General features: G+C 50.6%; 12 protein-coding genes. 8 read left to right on the top strand and 4 right to left on the bottom strand.

Features of this window, described 5'->3' with window-relative positions; genetic code table 11:
- Positions 1 to 2: 2 nt before the first annotated feature.
- The 4 genes from ACO6VE_RS04575 to ACO6VE_RS04560 form a co-directional block, all read right to left on the bottom strand.
- Positions 3 to 1,373: a YjiH family protein gene (locus tag ACO6VE_RS04575; RefSeq protein WP_422448927.1), complete on the bottom strand. Its 1,371-nt coding sequence runs from the start codon at positions 1,371 to 1,373 to the stop codon at positions 3 to 5.
- 376 nt (positions 1,374 to 1,749) lie between these two features.
- Positions 1,750 to 2,880 (bottom strand): glycine cleavage system aminomethyltransferase GcvT, encoded by a 1,131-nt coding sequence (gcvT, locus tag ACO6VE_RS04570; RefSeq protein ID WP_422459959.1) that lies wholly within the window; start codon positions 2,878 to 2,880, stop codon positions 1,750 to 1,752.
- A gap of 13 nt (positions 2,881 to 2,893) precedes the next feature.
- Positions 2,894 to 5,830: an aminomethyl-transferring glycine dehydrogenase gene (gene gcvP / locus ACO6VE_RS04565; RefSeq protein ID WP_422459957.1), complete on the bottom strand. Its 2,937-nt coding sequence runs from the start codon at positions 5,828 to 5,830 to the stop codon at positions 2,894 to 2,896.
- Positions 5,831 to 5,953: 123 nt separating this feature from the next.
- Complete coding sequence (locus ACO6VE_RS04560) at positions 5,954 to 7,327, bottom strand: L-serine ammonia-lyase (RefSeq protein ID WP_422459955.1); 1,374 nt, start codon at positions 7,325 to 7,327, stop codon at positions 5,954 to 5,956.
- A 346-nt stretch (positions 7,328 to 7,673) separates the two neighbouring features.
- On the opposite strand from ACO6VE_RS04560, the gene ACO6VE_RS04555 reads away from it, so the two are divergent.
- From ACO6VE_RS04555 to ACO6VE_RS04520, 8 genes are all read left to right on the top strand, one after another.
- Complete coding sequence (locus tag ACO6VE_RS04555; RefSeq protein WP_209202371.1) at positions 7,674 to 7,940, top strand: type II toxin-antitoxin system ParD family antitoxin; 267 nt, start codon at positions 7,674 to 7,676, stop codon at positions 7,938 to 7,940.
- A complete protein-coding gene (locus ACO6VE_RS04550) occupies positions 7,933 to 8,220 on the top strand; it encodes a hypothetical protein (RefSeq protein ID WP_422459953.1) in 288 nt (95 codons plus the stop codon). The genes ACO6VE_RS04555 and ACO6VE_RS04550 overlap by 8 nt, the downstream gene beginning before the upstream one ends.
- 44 nt (positions 8,221 to 8,264) lie before the next feature.
- Positions 8,265 to 8,558 carry a BrnT family toxin gene (locus ACO6VE_RS04545; RefSeq protein ID WP_422448917.1) on the top strand — a complete coding sequence of 98 codons (294 nt, stop codon included), beginning with the start codon at positions 8,265 to 8,267 and terminating at the stop codon, positions 8,556 to 8,558.
- On the top strand, positions 8,555 to 8,764 hold the full coding sequence (locus tag ACO6VE_RS04540; RefSeq protein ID WP_209201584.1) for a BrnA antitoxin family protein: 210 nt from the start codon (positions 8,555 to 8,557) through the stop codon (positions 8,762 to 8,764). The genes ACO6VE_RS04545 and ACO6VE_RS04540 overlap by 4 nt, the downstream gene beginning before the upstream one ends.
- A 268-nt stretch (positions 8,765 to 9,032) precedes the next feature.
- Positions 9,033 to 10,154 (top strand): FAD:protein FMN transferase, encoded by a 1,122-nt coding sequence (locus tag ACO6VE_RS04535; protein ID WP_422459952.1) that lies wholly within the window; start codon positions 9,033 to 9,035, stop codon positions 10,152 to 10,154.
- 86 nt (positions 10,155 to 10,240) lie between these two features.
- Positions 10,241 to 10,474 (top strand): (Na+)-NQR maturation NqrM, encoded by a 234-nt coding sequence (gene nqrM / locus ACO6VE_RS04530; RefSeq protein ID WP_422459950.1) that lies wholly within the window; start codon positions 10,241 to 10,243, stop codon positions 10,472 to 10,474.
- A gap of 140 nt (positions 10,475 to 10,614) precedes the next feature.
- Complete coding sequence (sthA, locus tag ACO6VE_RS04525) at positions 10,615 to 12,009, top strand: Si-specific NAD(P)(+) transhydrogenase (RefSeq protein ID WP_422459948.1); 1,395 nt, start codon at positions 10,615 to 10,617, stop codon at positions 12,007 to 12,009.
- Between the two features lie 246 nt (positions 12,010 to 12,255).
- On the top strand, positions 12,256 to 16,620 hold the full coding sequence (locus tag ACO6VE_RS04520; RefSeq protein ID WP_422459946.1) for a LamG-like jellyroll fold domain-containing protein: 4,365 nt from the start codon (positions 12,256 to 12,258) through the stop codon (positions 16,618 to 16,620).

The following is a 16,620-nucleotide window of genomic DNA, read 5'->3' as shown; positions in this document are numbered from 1 at the left end:
TATCAGAAGATAAGGTGGGCAATCGCGGCAATAACGGGCAGTGTGACCAGCGTCCTTAGAATAAAAATAATAAATAGCTCAAACAAGGTGACCGGAATCTTGCTTCCCAGGAGCAAAGCACCCACCTCAGACAGGTAAATCAGCTGAGTCAGGGATAATGCCGCAATTACAAACCGGGTCATATCATTGTCAATGGATGCCGCCAGGATAGAGGGCACGAACATATCGGTGAAGCCCACCATCATGGTGGTTGAGGCCGCCTGGGCTTCAGGAATCTGTAACCACTCCAGCAACGGCAGAAAAGGCATGCCCAGGTACTGGAAGACCGGGGTGTATTCGGCAATGATCAGTGCAATGGTACCGATACCCATCACCACTGGCAGTACCCCAAACACCATATCGATGGCGTTCTTGCAACCATCCTGAATGATCTTCATGGGATGGGTGATTTTTGCGGCTTTCTCCAGTGCCTGCTCCAGACCCCAGGCAAAAGCACTGGTACCCTGAGGAATAATTTCATCATCATCACTGCGGGTTTTTCCGCAGATGAACACGTCTTTTTTTCTGGACAGGGGGGGCAGCTTGGGGACGATAAAAGCGGCAACCAGCCCGGCAAAGCAGACGGTCAGGTAGAAGCGGGTAAACATGTGTTCCAGACCCACCTGGGCAATCACCACCAGTGAGAAGGTAATTGAAACAACAGAGAAAGTGGTACCGATCACCGCAGCTTCACGCTGAGTATAATAGGAGGTTTCATATTGCTTACTGGTCATCAGGATACCAACGCTGCCATCCCCCAGCCATGAGGCAATACAGTCAATAGCTGAACGGCCGGGCAGATTGAATACCGGCCGCATTATGCGTGTCATCAGTGTGCCCAGCAGTTCCAGCAAGCCAAAGTTCATTAACAGTGGCAGCAAAAGTCCGGCAAAGATAAAGACCGAAAACAGGGTCGGCATCAGGTCATTTAAAACCATGCCACCAGTGGCTCCTGACCAGATGGCTTGCGGACCAAACTCGAAAAAGCTGGAAAGGACAAAGACCATGCCAGCAACCCTTACCAGGCACCAGAGTGGGGTAATATCAAACAGAGAGTTAAGAAATGGCCGCGTCATTATTGCTTTTGGCTGAAACAGCTTGGTAATGATGGTGATGCATCCGGTAAAGCTGACAATAATAGTAATGATGGTGGTCAGCTGGTCTTTGAGCAGCGCTTTTAACCCGCCGGCCAGCAGGGCAACAGGGATGGTAAATTCATCATTAATACTGACCGGAGTGACAAATAGCAACAGACCAATCAGTGATGGAATTAAAAACGTTAACCAGTGACGCAGGCTGGTCTCTCTCTTTTTTACGGCTGTAAACTGCTTCATAACAAGCCCTGGGCTCCTCAAACTCAGCCATGCACGAAAGTATGATCCAAAAACCTCAAATTTCCTGCCCAGCAAATAAATGAGTCAGGAGTGTGGTCATGGTCTAAATGAATCAGTGCATATCGCAGCCAGTAGGTTGCCAGCTGTTGATTGCACTCTGTTTAGGTTGATTATGCATTATTTCCTAATAAATATTAACTTTCTACCCCGGAAAAGACCTATCTCCTTGATTTTTTATTGAATATCAAGGATTAGTGATACTCATTGCATTGGCTAACGATAGAAATGAGGATGGTGATATTGATATGGGAACCAGAAGGGATAATGAATCAACAAAGCTGCCAACTGTAAGTCGGCAGTCATTATGAGATATCAATCAGCCCCGGTAATAACGCTGTTCGATAAATGGCATTTTACTGACGGTCATTGGCAACTTTTTACCTCTGACCAGTGCATACACTCCAGTTCCCAATGCCGCATAATCAGCGTTGATCAGAGCCATCGCAACCGGTGCCCCAACTGTTGGGCCAAAGGTGCCGGAGGTTACCCGACCAATAGGCTGACCAAGATCATCAACCAGTTCTGCCCCTTCACGAACCGGGGCTCGACTACTGCCAACCAAACCAATGCGTTTGGTGGCCACCTGTCGGTTCTCAATCTGCTGCAGAATTTTTTCGGCTCCGGGGAAGCCGCCTGCCCGCTCACCATCATGACGACGATTTTTACTGATGGCCCACATCAGGCTCGCTTCAATAGGGGTGGTATTGACATCCATATCATGGCCGTAAAGACAGAGGCCCGATTCCAGCCGGAGGGAGTCTCTGGCACCCAGGCCAATTAATTCAACCTCCGGATGGTCGAGCAGTAGCCGGGTGATGCGTTCAGCGTCTTTTTCCGGGATGGAAATCTCAAAGCCATCTTCCCCGGTATACCCGGAACGGCTGATAAAACAGGGTGCCCCATCGATGGATAGCTGGCGGGAGTCCATAAAGACCAGTTCAGCCACCTCAGGAACAACCTTTGCCATAGCCTCTGCGGCCATGGGCCCCTGAAGAGCAACAAGTGCCCGGTCATCGAGAACGTCCAGCTTGATACCTTCCGGCAGTCTGGACCGGATATGCTGAATATCCTGCGCCTTGCACGCCGCATTAACCACCAGGTAGAGGCAGTCGTGGTAACGGGTGACCATCAGATCATCAAGGATACCCCCGGCCTCATCGGTAAACAGGGCGTAACGCTGTCGGTCAATGGCAAGGCCTGCAATATCAACCGGTACCAGGGATTCCAGGAAATGGTCAGCCCCTTCACCGGACAGTTTCAGCTGCCCCATGTGGGAGACATCAAAAAGCCCGGCCTTACTGCGTGTATGGATATGCTCGTTCTTAACCCCGGATGGGTACTGTACCGGCATTTCATAACCGGCAAAAGGCACCATTTTTGCTCCCCGGTCCAGATGAAGAGCATATAACGGGGTTTTCTTCAGACTTTCAGAAGACGCTTCAGACATACCTCATCTCCATTTATTGATAATTATCAATGCCGGGGCACGAACAGATAAAATTGCGGTCGCCAAAAACGTTGTCGATGCGATTCGCCGCAGGCCAGTATTTCGACTTATGACCGGCAGCTGACGGAAATGCCGCGACCTTCCTGCTGTATGGGCGTTGCCATTCATCTTCCGCCAGGTCTGCCATGGTATGGGGGGCGTTGACCAGAGGGTTGTTGTCCTTTGGCCATGTGCCGTTGGCGACCTGATCAATTTCCTGCTTGATTGAGATCATCGCATCAATAAAGCGGTCTATTTCTTCCCTGGATTCGGACTCGGTTGGCTCGATCATCAGGGTTCCGGCCACGGGGAAAGACATGGTCGGAGCGTGGAAACCATAATCCATCAGGCGTTTGGCAATATCTTCCTCGGTAATACCGCAGGCTTCTTTGATCGGGCGAATATCAAGGATGCATTCGTGGGCAACGTGGTTGTTTCTGCCCTGATAGAGAATCGGGTAATGATCACCCAGCCGTTTTGCCATGTAGTTGGCATGCAGGATGGCCAGCTCTGTTGACTCCCGTAGACCCTGGCTGCCCAGCATGGTGATGTACATCCAGCTGATGGGCAGTATGGACGAGCTGCCGTAAGGCGCAGCAGATACGGCGCCAATGCCTTCATTATGGCCTTCGACCGGGCTTATCGAATGGTTGGGCAGGTAAGGTGCCAGATGGCTCTTGACACCAATGGGGCCCATACCCGGACCGCCACCACCGTGGGGAATGGCAAAGGTCTTGTGCAGATTGAGATGGGAGACATCGGAGCCGATATCACCCGGGCGGGAGACACCGACCATGGCGTTCATATTGGCACCATCCATATAGACCTGGCCGCCATGATCATGAATGATCTGGCAGATGGTGCGAATCTCTTCTTCGTAGACCCCGTGGGTGGAAGGGTAGGTGACCATCAGAGCACAGAGGCGTTCACTGTACTCTTCAGCTTTGGCTCTCAGGTCATTGACATCCACGTTACCGCTGTCATCACAGGCGACAATCACAATTTTCATCCCGAGCATCGCCGCTGAAGCGGGATTGGTGCCGTGAGCGGAAGAGGGGATCAGGCATACATCGCGGTGCTCCTGCCGGTTTGCCCGTTGATAATTACGGATAGCCAGCAGGCCAGTATATTCCCCCTGGGCTCCGGAGTTTGGCTGCATGGAGATGGCGTCATAACCGGTAATCTCCACCAGAGCCTGTTCCAGTTGCCGGATCATGGTCAGGTAACCCGGAACCTGATCTTTGGGCGTGAAAGGGTGAATACTGGAAAATTCCGGCCAGGAAACCGGCAGCATTTCTGCTGCAGCATTGAGTTTCATGGTGCATGAACCCAGTGGAATCATGCCATGAACCAGTGAGTAATCCTTGTTTTCCAGCCGCTTCAGATAACGCATCATATCGGTTTCTGAGTGATGGCTGTTGAATACCGGGTGACTCAGGATGCTGTCTGAACGTCGCAGTTCCGGTGAGAGTCCGATGGTGCTCCGGGTATGAGGCAGCTGACTGTTATTGGCCGAGATCTGGCGGTCAATAGAGGCAATATTCAGCTCTTTGCCGTCACCCATAAAGATATTGAACAGTTCAATAATGTCTTCAGAGCGGGTGGTTTCATCAAGGCTGACACCCAGGCGGTCAGAACCAATTCGGCGCAGGTTGCAACCATATTTCAGCGCCCGCTGGATAATGGTTTCCTGCTCACTGCCAACCTTGAAGGTTAGGGTATCAAAGAAGGTTTGGTTGCACTGGAAACCCATTTCAGTGAGTCCATGATGAAGGATTCGGGTCAGGCGGTGTACTCGTTCTGCAATGGTTTTTAACCCTTCCGGACCGTGGTAGACCCCATAAGCGGCCGCCATGTTGGCCAACAGAGCCTGGGCAGTACAGATGTTGGAAGTGGCTTTTTCCCGGCGAATATGTTGCTCACGGGTCTGCATGGCCATACGCAGGGCGGTATTGCCACGGCTGTCTTTGGATACCCCTATAACCCGGCCGGGGATTGAGCGTTTCAGTTTACCGGTGGTGGCAAAAAAGGCAGCGTGAGGGCCGCCAAAGCCCATGGGCACGCCAAAGCGCTGGGTGTTACCCAGAACAATATCAGCTCCAAGCTCCCCGGGGGATTTCAGTAATGTCAGGGCCAGCAGATCCGTGGCTACCGAAACCATGGCTCCCTGTTGCCGCGCCATGGCGGCAATACTCTCAATATCTGTGATGTTACCGTAGGTGCCCGGATACTGAAGCTGCACACCAAATACATCGTGATTGCTCAGTTCGGTATGGGGGTTGCCAACGATAACGTTGATGCCCAGCCAGTCGGCGCGGGTTTTCATCACATCAATGGTTTGTGGGTGCACGTCATCGGCCACAAAGAATGTTTGTGAGGCCGCTTTGCTGCGTCCCACGCTGCGCAGGCAGAGGGTCATGGCTTCGGCAGCGGCAGTTGCTTCATCCAGAAGGGAGGCATTGGCAACTTCCATACCCGTGAGGTCCATAACCATCTGCTGGAAGTTCAGCAGCATTTCCAACCGGCCCTGAGAGATTTCGGGCTGATAAGGGGTATAGGCGGTATACCAGCCGGGGTTTTCCAGCAGATTACGCAGAATGACATTGGGCACTTCGGTGTTGTAATAACCCATGCCAATGTACGACTTATTCACTGTATTTTGCCGGGCCAGCTCATAGAGCCCGGCAAGGGCCTGCTGCTCTGTTTTTCCCGCAGGAAGTGCTAACTCCCGGTTTAACCGGATGCTGCCCGGAACGGTGTCATTGATCAGCTCTGCCAGCGATTTGAGCCCGAGACTTGCCAGCATGGCCTGCTGCTCCTGCTGGTCAGAACCTGTGTGACGATGGGTAAAGGCATCGTTATGTTTCAATTCTGCCAGTGTCGGCAGAGTAGAAGTGTGTTCAACGGCCATGTTGTCGTCCTGTTTTCACTATTACGTTATTTTAATAAAAATTTTTTGAACTGACTGATTTGTTGTTAAAGACAAAGGTCAGTAGTGGAAATAAAAGACAAATGTTGTTTTCAATTTGGGCTTTCAGCACATCACGACATTGACAGCCAGGCCACCGGTGGCTGTCTCTTTGTATTTATCCTGCATATCCAGCCCCGTCTGACGCATGGTTTCAATGACGTCATCAAGGGATACCCGGTGCTGCCCGTCACCTTTCAGGGCCAGGCGGGCCGCATTGATGGCCTTGACAGCGCCCATGGTATTGCGCTCAATACAGGGGACCTGTACCAGACCGGCTATCGGGTCACAGGTCAGGCCCAAGTTGTGCTCCATGCCTATTTCAGCGGCATTTTCAATCTGGCGGTTATTGCCGCCCATGACGGCGCACAGAGCGCCTGCCGCCATGGAACAGGCCACCCCGATTTCCCCCTGACAACCCACTTCAGCGGCCGAGATTGAGGCGTTCTTTTTATAGAGCATGCCAATGGCAGCAGCGGTGGCCAGAAAGGTCACAATACCCGCTTCACTGCTGCCCGGAACAAAACGATCGTAATAGGCCAGAACCGCCGGAATAACACCGGCTGCACCATTGGTTGGCGCGGTAACGACACGACCACCAACGGCGTTCTCTTCATTGACAGCGATGGCAAACAGGTTGACCCAGTCCATGACTTCCAGGTGATCCTGCTGGTCTTCCGGGCGGTTCAACAGTTCCTGATGCAGCTGATGTGCACGACGATTGACGTTCAGGCCGCCGGGAAGTACCCCGGTTTGCTCACAGCCACGGTTGATGCAGCGGTCCATTACCTGCCAGATATTCAGCAACGCTGGTTGGATCTGGTCAGATCTTCCCAGATGTTGTTCATTCTCCAGGACAATTTCACCAATGGAGAGTCCGGTTCTGTCTCCGATATCCAGAAGGTCCTGAGCGTTATTGAACGGAAAGGGGATCTGAATGTCCGTTGCCGAAGTTGTCTGTTCGGTTTCCTCTTCATTCAGTACGAACCCTCCGCCCACGGAGTAATAATTGTCATGAAAAAGCTCAAGGCCTGCTGCATCAAAAGCTCTTAGCGTCATACCGTTAGGGTGCTTGGCAAGCGAGTGACCATGCAAAAAGTGAAGGTGTTGATCTTCAATGAAAGGAATCGGATATTGGTTAGCAAGTATCAACTCACCGGTGCTGCGGACATTGTTGATCAATGCCGGAGCCTGGTCAGGATCGAGCTGGTCCGGTTTTTCACCCATAAGGCCCAGCATCACGGCCGTGTCGGTGGCATGACCTGCACCGGTCATGGCCAGGGAACCGTAGAGCTCAATACGAATCTGACGGGTATTCTCAAGCTGCCCCTGTTGGAGCAGGGCGTCAAGGAAGCGGTTGGCGGCTACCATTGGACCCACCGTGTGGGATGAGGAAGGGCCTACACCAATCTTGAACAAATCGAGAATACTTAAGCTCATCGCCATGACTCCATTTGTTGGTATATTTTTGTGATATCTGCTTTCAGGGCTATTTTTTTGTTATTTATCAAAAGGAAGATGGTCATAAAGAGCCATTAACAGAGAGCAGCCTGAAACCAGGCATCAATGGGTTATTAACGGGTTTTGACCAGATCACTGAATTCCTGACGGCAAGCGTAACAATACCTTCCTCCCACATCAATAAACAAGTTTTCAATAAGAAACAAATTTTCACAGCGACCTGATGGTGATGGTAAAAAGTTGCTTGTAGGCCCTCTCCTGCCAAAATGCCAAATTTTGCCAATATCTGCTAATATTCAGTCATAAAATGATAAAGGAGACAATTATGGCCACACTCAATATTTCATTACCCGACCAGCTCAGAGACTGGGTTGCCCAGCAGGTTAAACAAGGCGAATACTCAAGCGCCAGCGACTATCTGAGGGACCTGATCCGTAACGACAAACGCCAGCAAGAACAGTCGGCCAAATGGTTAAAAGGGCATCTGGAGCCCATCTTGAATACACCGGAAGACGAGTTTCAATCACTCAACGCTGATGACATCAAGGCAAGAGCCAGAAAGAGACTGAACAATTCCGGAGGTGATGAGTGAGCGAACTCTACCGCTTTCACCCGGTAGCCATTGCTCAGCAGGAAGAAATCTGGCTCTTTACCTACAAACTGTATTTGTAAAATCCTCCGATGGTGCGCAATCGGAAGTTTTATACGTCCTGTCTATTTTGCACAGCAGTATGGACATACCAGCACGTTTAAATGAGTTGCTTGATGAGTTACAGAAAGCAGCCTGCGGGATAGGAGTGCTTCTTTCTCAGGTGGTTGATGGGGCGGCGATGTTGGGACGAAGTTCAAGATTCAAGACACCGATTTCCTAAACTGACTGCTTGAAATAAACTACATTGTAGTTACACTTTGTTGAATGAAGCACCTTACCTTTGAATGGGATGATGATAAGTCCCGTAGTAATCTCAGAAAGCACGGTATCAGCTTTGATGAAGCCAGAACTGTCTTTTTTGATGAGAATGGCTTGCTCATAGGCGACCCGGATCACTCGGGAATGGATGACCGTTTTATCCTTCTTGGTATGACTGCAAGCCTGAAAATTTTAGTTGTCTGTCACTGTTACCGAATGGATGAGGTGATCCGGATTTTTTCCGCGAGGAGTGCAACCAAAAAAGAAACCGACATCTACACAGCGAGAATGAAGCCATGAGAGAAGAGTATGATTTTAGTCAGGGCGAAAAAAACCCTTACGCCAAGAAGCTGAAAAAGCAGATGACCATTCGCATTGATGAGGATGTGATTGATTATTTTAAAGCTCTCTCTGACGAAATGGGGATACCCTATCAGAGTCTGATTAATCTCTACCTTAAAGATTGTGCTGCCAATCAGCGGAAACTGTCGATGTCCTGGCGGTAGCTTCAGCAGAAACCAGTCTCGGGTCTTGAATCTTGCAGTCTATTCTCGGTCAGCCTCCTAAGTAACTGCCCGAATCGTTCCGTTTAATCCCTGATGATTATCCCACGGGCAGGTGCTAGAATCCGGCCAGACTTTCAGCCGGGAGCTTTCTCAGAGCATCTTTTCCAGCGCACCGACATAAGGTAGTTATCCTTGCCCGTACTGTGTTAAGAGAGCTACCTGAGATTGACCCACGCCCTATTGAACCACTATCTATCAGGAGCTCCACTTGCTTTCCCGATCTCTGAAGCGATCATTGATACCTGCCATCATTGTGCTGGTGGCGGTATTTCTGGTGTTGAGTACGCGGCCCAGGTTGAATAGCTTTCAGGGGCAGGTTATGGGAACGACCTATAACGTCAGTTATGTAGCGACTCTGTTCAGTCATCCGGTAAAGGATGTGTCCGCTGTAGTTCAGGATGCCCTGGCTGATGTGGATCAACGGATGTCAACCTATAAGCCTGACTCTGAGCTGATGCAGTTTAACCGGGCCCCGGTAGGGGAGCCGTTTAAACTGTCCGGTGATATTGTTCAGCTGGTTCAGCAAGCCAGGGCGATTTCTGATCTGTCGGATGGAGCCTACGATATTACCGTAGGCCCCCTGGTGAACCTGTGGGGCTTTGGCCCGACACAATGGGTTGCCGTCAACGACAGTCACGAGGATAGTGACTCCCGCTCGCTGGCCAATGCTCCGGAATTTGTCAAATGGATAGAGGACCAGTATCCGGGCCATATTCCCGAGGCAACCGCTATTCAGGAAGCCCTGGCCAACGTTGGTTATCAGAGTCTGAAAGCGGATCCTGAAGGCTCAACCCTGACCCGTGAAAAGGCGTTGTTTGTTGATCTGAGTTCCATCGCCAAGGGCTATGGTGTTGATCAGGCGGCAGCGGCTCTCAGGGCTCAGGGTATTGAGGACTTTATGGTAGAGGTTGGTGGCGAAGTGCTGGTTCAGGGTGTCAAGCCGAATGGCAACCCCTGGCGATTGGCGGTGATCGGTCCTGAAATGGGAAAAAACGGCGTATCAGCATTGGTTGAGCCTCTGGACAAGGCGCTGGCAACCTCTGGTGATTATCTGAATTTTTTTGAAGTCGATGGCAAGCGTTACTCGCATACCATTAATCCCGTTACCGGCTGGCCTGAAGCCAAGCGGGTAGCGGAAGTGGCTGTCATTGCCGATACCTCGGCCCGGGCCGATGCCCTGGCCACCATGTTTATGGTGCTGGGGGATGAGAAAGGACTGGAACTGGCGAACAGGCTGGGTATTGCGGCACGTTTTGCCTATTATACCGATGAAGGATTTGCAACGGTAACCAGTGACGCCTTTAAGCCTTACCTGGTTCAACAGCCATGAACAACCTTGAGCGGGAAATAGCGCTTCAATAAACAGGTTCCGTGTATCACCTGACCATTTCATGGTAAATAATGGAGGAATCAGTCATGACCATTATGCTGATTACATTTTGTACTTTTCTGGTACTCATTGCGGCTATGGCAGTGGGTGTGATTTTTGCCAATAAGCCGATTAAAGGCTCCTGTGGTGGCCTTAGTAATCTTGGCCTGAAGGACAGCTGTGTCATTTGTGGCGGCGGCGACAAAACAGATCCTCTTTCCGAGGTGAATGATGACCTGTTTTATGACGCGACGGCTGCAAATAAGAGTGAAAAGGCGTAATCGTTTCTGGTTACGTTTGTTTTTTTGTTGGTTGTAGGCACCAGTGACAGCCTCCTGGTGTAAAGCTTTTTGGGCACTCAAAGTATAAGCTGTAAAAAAGAATAAACAGATAATGTTTTGGAACCGGGGGAATCGAATAAATGGGTGTCAGTAAATACGATTTGGTCATCCTTGGGTCGGGGCCTGCGGGTGAGGGGGCGGCCATGAATGCCGTCAAGCTTGGTAAAAAGGTCGCTGTTGTTGAGCAGTTTAACTTTGTCGGTGGCAGCTGTACTCACCTGGGTACGATTCCATCCAAGGCTCTGCGCCACTCTGTCAAACAGATCATGGATTTCAATACCAACTCCATGTTTCGTGAGATTGGTGACCCCCGCTGGTTCAGTTTTCCCAAAGTATTGAAAAGGGCGGAATCGGTGATCCAGAAGCAGGTACAGTCCCGGACCATGTACTATGCCCGGAATCGCATTGATCTCTACTTTGGCCGTGGTGTCTTTATTGATGAGCACACTCTGGAGGTGACTGAGCCCAGCGGGAATACGGAGCGTCTGTTCGGGTCCAACTTTCTGATTGCCACCGGGTCCCGTCCCTACCACCCACCCGGTGTCGACTTTCACCATCCAAGGGTTTTTGATAGTGATTCCATTCTGGAGCTGTCTTCTACGCCCCGACGCATGATTATCTACGGTGCCGGTGTAATCGGCTCTGAATATGCCTCGATATTCTCTGGTCTGGGTGTGCTGGTGGATTTGATTGATACCCGTGAGCGGCTGCTGTCGTTTCTTGATAAAGAGATTTCCGATGCCCTGAGCTATCAGCTGCGCAAAATGAACGTCATTATCCGTCATAATGAAGAGTTCCAGAAACTTGAGACCATGGATGATTGCGTGGTGCTGCACCTCAAGTCGGGCAAGAAACTCAAGGCCGACATGTTACTCTGGGCCAATGGCCGGACAGGCAATACCCAGGCAATGGGGCTGGAAATGATCGGCCTTAAGCCCGATGGCCGTGGGCAGTTAAGTGTTAATGAAAGCTATCAGACCTCATTACCCCATATTTATGCGGCGGGTGACGTCATTGGCTGGCCCAGTCTGGCCAGTGCCGCTTATGACCAGGGACGCTCGGCGGCGGCACACCTTTGTAACAGTGAGGACTGGCACTTTGTCAATGAAGTGCCTACGGGGATCTACACCATCCCGGAAATCAGCTCTGTGGGTTGCACCGAAGAAGAACTGACGGCAGATGCCATTCCCTATGAAGTGGGCAAGGCGTTTTTCTCCAGGCTGGCCAGGGCTCAAATCACTGGCGAGGTGGTCGGCATGCTGAAGATTCTTTTCCACCGGGATACCCAGGAAGTGTTGGGCATTCACTGTTTTGGTGACCAGGCTTCGGAGATTATCCATATCGGTCAGGCGGTGATGCGGCAAGAGGGCAAGGCCAATTCACTCCGTTATTTCCTGAATACCACATTTAACTATCCGACCATGGCGGAAGCCTACCGTGTTGCTGCCCTGGATGGGCTGAACCGATTGTTTTGATCCTGCTTAATTGGCTTCTCATCTCAGCAGTGCCCGGAGTACGGCTGCTTCCGGGCGCTGCTGAAATTCCGGAACACTCTTTTTAGCCTGACCATCCAAACAGAGGGTGATTCTGTTTGTTATACTAAGAACGTTTCTGAGGCAGGACTTGAATTTTGCTTTTATGCAAAGACCTGCCACTGCTTCCCGCCTTCTCTTTTTGCCGCCTTTTTCTCTTATCACCGTAAACGACCAGAGTTGTGAACCATGAAAGACTTGCCCCCAGCTTTCGTGACCCCGGCTTTCAACATTTACCGGGACCTCGCTACCAGCCTGCGAGAAACAATGGCTCAACGACAGGTGTGGCTGGTTCTATTGATATCTCTACTATCCCTACAGCTCACTTTTGCAGATATTCCCAAAGGCAACCCTCAGCCTAACGCCGCAGGTGTGGTCACCCTGCGCGGCTGGGACGCCAAACTGGGGGCAGGTATCACCTGGGAAGCAAGCGCAAAGTACTTATTGTTCAGCGGAAGTTCCGCTGGTTCTCAAGCAGAATGGACAATCAAAGGTCTGGAGAACATTTCTTACGATGTGAACCTTTTGCTCAGAAATGTCCCTGCCAGCTCTGCAGGTAAGAGCGTTCAGTTACAAATCGGCCCGGAAGCGCTTCAATTTACTCTGGCCCAGACAAGTGGTGATCTAACCAGTATCAAATTAGGTACAGCTACGCCTGGCGAAGGAGAGCACACAGCATTTTTAAAAGGATTAGACGACTACAATGACAGCTTGATGGAAGTCTATCGTATCGTCTTGACTCCAGTTAACATCCAGCGGTGGTGGAATCCCCTTGGCCAGACGTGGGAGACGAAGAGGCCCCCTTTAATGCTCGGAGCCCAATGGTATACCGGCAATGGTAACTTCGACACGCCATCGCCAATGAAAGATGTGGATGATGTCCGTCTTAACCGTAAAGGCTTTGCAATTGTAACCACCGAGAAACTTAGAAAAAATCTGACAAAGTTAAATGACTTTATCGCCCATAAAGAAGCCATCGGCTTTACTGTACATGTTGTCACTGAAAAAGATCACGGTGGCGGTCATGGTGCCTATGCGGCGGATAACATACGTACCTGGTTGCGTAATAACTATCAGAGCAAGGATATTCTGTATGTCCTTATGGTCGGTGATCCCGATATTTACCGGGGCGATGTGCCGATGGCCATTGCCAAAGGCGGTATCTCACGCTTTGAACGCCAGGCCAAAGTCGATGCGGGTGAAGTCACAGATTGGTACGAGTATACCTATGGGGTAGCGGCTACTGATCATTACTACGTGGACCTGGTGAATGAAACGATTGATGCCGATGGCGATGGCATTCTTTACAGTAATGGCGATTGGGGTAAAGGGCATTCAGGGCAGTGGAATGTCCTCGTTGGTCGTATCCAGGTGGCGGGTGAAGGCAGTCAGTTTGGCAAATACAGTGATGTGGATGCGATCTTGCAGAAGTTTATCGACTACGAAAACGAGGCCGATACCACCTGGCGCTACAGACCGGATATCAATGACACAACCTGGAATATCAATGCCGCTCTCTACGAATTTGCAGGCGTTGAGTATCGGGTTCGCGGAGGTGTTGTTGGCGATGGTCACGTGCCGACAGATTTCCAACAGTGGCAGAATGACTACTTCCTGACCAACTACGATATTGGCTATATCCGTACCGGTGGCCATGGTACCCCCACCTGGACACAAGGCGGCCTCAGTGTCGATCTCTCACGCAACCATGGTAACAATGTCCGCCCGTACTTGTCTGAGATCGGCTCCTGTGAAGCGTGTGAAGTTGGTTTCGACAATAACCTTTGTGCCTCCCAGTTGCGTTATGGTTCCATTGGTGTCATTGGCGGGACTCGCCCGGTGGCGTCACTTGGCAAAAATAATGGTGTTGGTGAACCGTTCTACCGTCATAGCCGCTTCGATATTTTCACTAAAGGTGAGCCCATGGGACTGGCACACTGGCAGAGAATGTGTGACGGGCATAGAAGTCTCACAGGAAGTAATATTCTCTGGACACTCAATGGCGATCCGTCCATCAAGGTGATTCCACAGGCGATGAAGCCAACTTACCCGATCATCGCCCGCCCGACGCAGGAAGTCGTCTATGACTGGGATGGTAATGGCAAATTACCACATCAGGAATACGACATTACCAACAACACAGATGTAAATCAGACTCTGTCTATTCAAACAGACAGTCCGTGGTTAAGCCTTGACAGGACATCTGCTTCACTGGCAGCAGGTGAAACGATCACTGTCACTGCTACAGCGAATACTGCCGCCGTGAACCTCGATGAAGGTCAGTCAGTCGCTCATATCTATATCAAGGAAACCGGTGGTTATACCACGACCCGGAAATTCAATTTCTTTAAACGAACACCGCACGTCGATGGCTTAATTGACTTCGACCATGTTGTTTCAGGTCAATCACAAACCCTGGGTTCTGGTGGCGTTACAGTGGCAGTCAATGAGGCAGCTGTCGTTTCCGGTGGCGTCAGTGGCAAGGCGTACGACACATCTATCGACACCCATGGCCTGGTGATCGGCAATGATGTAATACCTTCTGCACGCCATCACAGCATGACGCTCTCTTTTTGGTTTAATTCTGCGAATGCGATCACTGCTAACGTCAATTTGCTGCACGGTTCTTATGGTAAAGAGTCGCTCAGCATTGATATTGTCAACCATGGCACTGGCATAAAACTGCACTGGCCATCTTCACAATTGGCCGGTGCCATAGAGTGGAATGAAATCGATGCCAAATACACCAATGAAGGGGCTGTAGACATAGCAACAGGAACCTGGCATCAGGTAACCATGGTCCATGAATATGGTGGTATCAACAAACTCTTCTTCGATGGTCAGCTCGTCGATTCCGCCACCCACGTGGGCTATACCTATAACTTTAACAGTCTGACTTTTGGTAAGGGCTTTAACGGGCTCATCGATGAGATTCAAAGCTTTAACTATGCCCTGAATGACGCTCAGGTCACTGCCAATTATCAACGGACCAAACCAGTCCCGATTGCTCCGGCTTATAACGGTATTGTTGCTGCGGGAGATGTTCAATTTGACTGGACAAGCGTACACGATGCGGCAGGGTACGAACTCTTTGTCAGTTCAAACAAAACGGATGTTGATAACCCGGACAGTGGCTTGATAGCGGCCTGGACTGGCAGCCCTACTGAAGTTGTACAGACAGTTAACGACACCGACCAGATTTTCTGGCGTGTGGATGCCATTATGGCTGACGCCAGTCGTATCCGGGGCGATACCTCCAGCTTCCGAAAAGTGGCTTCTGGCTATGTGGCTCATACCAACCAGGCTCCGGTGATCACTCAGTCAACCATTGACCTTGGTACGATTGAGGGAAGTAAACCCTTTGGGCCTGTTGATCTCAGCCAATACTACAGCGATCCTGAGGGAGGTGAACTCCTCGTCTTCCATAAAAATACGGCCACTGGTACTTATGGGCCATGGGGTGGTGCCTTTTCAGCGGGTTTGAACGTTCATGGTAGTGGTCAGGTCTACTCTAATGAGGGGGTAACGAATGCTGATGCACAGACCATAAACCTCAAGGTTGTCGATGACCGGGGGCAGGAAACATTCTTTGACTTGAATTACCAGGTTGAGCAGGCTCCGAAATTCACCAGCAATGCTTTTCTGGTAATGGAGGATACGGCGGTCAACACTGTCGTTATGACGCTCACTGCAACGGATGCTAACCGTGGCGACACAACCGTCATCTATTCTGCAGTGGGCGGTGATGGACTCAGTCATTTCGCAGTTGCCCCTGATGGAACTGTGACCTTAATAGCGGCTTTGGACTTTGACCTGAAACCTTCATACAGCCTTGTTGTCAGTGCAACCGATGAACATGGTTACTCTTCTGAACAGACCTTTACCATTTCAATTGGCAACACCGTGGGGCTGCCGCTGCTTACTACTCATTCGACGTCTTTTGCAGGCGCTACGCTGACCGACTCTGGCTTATCTGCGGATATCCCTGATAGCTCACTGGCTTCTATTACCATCGATGAGGTTAATGATCGTCTCGACATTACCACTATGGGCAACACGGATATGTGGAAGGCACGTAACAATGGCCCTATTGCTTATTTTACAGCACCCGCCTCTGAGTCCTGGGCAGTGGAAACAGAGCTCGAACTGAACACCGCACAAAATCGTCAAATTGCAGGCCTTACTGTCTATGCGGATGAAGATGGTGCACAACCGGTATTCTCCTATGGCCTGGACTACTGGAGTGGCCGTGATGGACTTATTAACCTTCAAGGCCTCGGTACCAATAGCCCGCTTATTAACGTCAGTGCCAACGCTTCTGGCAAGGTCAAACTGCGTATGGAAGTGATTGAAAATGGTAATGGCTTCGGGGTTGACAGGTACACATTCTTCTATGATCTTTTGGATGGTAATGGCATGCAGAAGCTCACATCTTATGGCTTCGCAGTAGACAGAAGCCGTATTGGCCTATTTCTGAAAACGGAGTATGGACGTACAGCATACTTCGATAACTTTGAGGTTTCTGAAGGTACCATGCCAGCGCCAGTAACATGA

Origin of the sequence: Endozoicomonas sp. ALB115, assembly GCF_049310245.1 — a bacterium.
Taxonomy (GTDB): Bacteria; Pseudomonadota; Gammaproteobacteria; order Pseudomonadales; family Endozoicomonadaceae; genus Endozoicomonas.
The sequence above is the reverse complement of the archived record's forward strand: the minus strand, read 5'-3'. Positions and strand labels throughout refer to the sequence as shown.

Excerpts from the sequence above, each read along its gene's own strand:
- ACO6VE_RS04575 (WP_422448927.1), bottom strand. The coding sequence starts at position 1,373 with ATGAAGCAGTTTACAGCCGTAAAAAAGAGAGAGACCAGCCTGCGTCAC.
- gcvT (WP_422459959.1), bottom strand. The coding sequence starts at position 2,880 with ATGTCTGAAGCGTCTTCTGAAAGTCTGAAGAAAACCCCGTTATATGCT.
- gcvP (WP_422459957.1), bottom strand. The coding sequence starts at position 5,830 with ATGGCCGTTGAACACACTTCTACTCTGCCGACACTGGCAGAATTGAAA.
- ACO6VE_RS04560 (WP_422459955.1), bottom strand. The coding sequence starts at position 7,327 with ATGAGCTTAAGTATTCTCGATTTGTTCAAGATTGGTGTAGGCCCTTCC.
- ACO6VE_RS04555 (WP_209202371.1), top strand. The coding sequence starts at position 7,674 with ATGGCCACACTCAATATTTCATTACCCGACCAGCTCAGAGACTGGGTT.
- ACO6VE_RS04550 (WP_422459953.1), top strand. The coding sequence starts at position 7,933 with ATGAGTGAGCGAACTCTACCGCTTTCACCCGGTAGCCATTGCTCAGCA.
- ACO6VE_RS04545 (WP_422448917.1), top strand. The coding sequence starts at position 8,265 with ATGAAGCACCTTACCTTTGAATGGGATGATGATAAGTCCCGTAGTAAT.
- ACO6VE_RS04540 (WP_209201584.1), top strand. The coding sequence starts at position 8,555 with ATGAGAGAAGAGTATGATTTTAGTCAGGGCGAAAAAAACCCTTACGCC.
- nqrM (WP_422459950.1), top strand. The coding sequence starts at position 10,241 with ATGACCATTATGCTGATTACATTTTGTACTTTTCTGGTACTCATTGCG.
- sthA (WP_422459948.1), top strand. The coding sequence starts at position 10,615 with ATGGGTGTCAGTAAATACGATTTGGTCATCCTTGGGTCGGGGCCTGCG.
- ACO6VE_RS04520 (WP_422459946.1), top strand. The coding sequence starts at position 12,256 with ATGAAAGACTTGCCCCCAGCTTTCGTGACCCCGGCTTTCAACATTTAC.